The organism is Haloferax sp. Atlit-6N (genome assembly GCF_003383195.1).
In the GTDB taxonomy this organism is placed as follows: domain Archaea; phylum Halobacteriota; class Halobacteria; order Halobacteriales; family Haloferacaceae; genus Haloferax; species Haloferax gibbonsii.
Window position 1 is genome coordinate 1 of sequence record NZ_QEQJ01000283.1, and the last position, 472, is coordinate 472.

General features: G+C 63.3%; 1 protein-coding gene. It reads left to right on the top strand.

Translation table 11 applies throughout. The features are described 5' to 3' along the window. Positions 1-54: 54 nt before the first annotated feature. On the top strand, positions 55-402 hold the full coding sequence (locus DEQ92_RS22360; RefSeq protein WP_115821801.1) for a hypothetical protein: 348 nt from the start codon (positions 55-57) through the stop codon (positions 400-402). Positions 403-472 lie beyond the last annotated feature (70 nt).

Consider the following 472-nt stretch of genomic DNA (forward strand, 5'->3'; position numbering starts at 1 on the left):
CGTGCCCCCAGAGAGGACGAGGGCTCCTTCGAGAGCCCTCAGAGGTGACTTCCAGTGAGTCAACAACAGCGTCCTGACAACGTCTCGATCGACGAGATCCCGGTCGATATCGACAACACGCAATCAGCGGAGGTCGATTCCGCCGACGTCCCCGACGAAATCGAGTCCATCACCCGTGGGCTCGCCGGTGAGCAGCCGCCGACGAATCCCATAGTGGTTCTCAAGGCGGCCCGGTGGTGGTACATTCACGGCAAGGGCGGCACGGATCCCGCCTTCCAGTGGGCCATCGAGTGGGCGCGTCATCTTGCGACCGACACGCCCAGTGACGTCGAGCGGTTCGACGAGTTCCTCGAGTACCTCGTCACGGTCGGCTTTGCAGACGAACGCCACGAGCTCCGCTGACCGACAGAGCGGTTTTTGAACGCCCCTGAGGGGTGCGGCGCGGTCTGAACAGACGCAGTCGCCGTGAACT